The organism is Oleiphilus sp. HI0086 (assembly GCF_001635225.1).
The window spans coordinates 1-247 of sequence record NZ_LWFZ01000339.1; the positions used below are offsets into that span (position 1 = coordinate 1).

Annotated in this window: 1 pseudogene; it reads right to left on the reverse strand. The window is 48.6% G+C overall.

The window, feature by feature from the left end:
- Window positions 1–17: 17 nt before the first annotated feature.
- A pseudogene (locus tag A3756_RS04320) lies at window positions 18–247 on the reverse strand (30S ribosomal protein S5); the annotation flags it as partial.

Sequence of the window (247 nt, forward strand, 5' to 3'; positions counted from 1 at the left end):
TTTTCTTAGCCATGACCTTATCCTGTAATTTCGTCTACAGACTTGCCGCGCTTAGCAGCAACGTCTTCTGGTGACTTCATTGCACTCAAACCTTTAACTGTTGCGCGAACAACGTTAACTGGGTTTGTAGAGCCGTAGCACTTAGCAAGTACGTTTTGAATCCCTGCGACTTCTAGCACTGCGCGCATTGCGCCGCCAGCGATGATACCAGTACCATCTGAAGCAGGCTGCATATAGACCTTAGAGC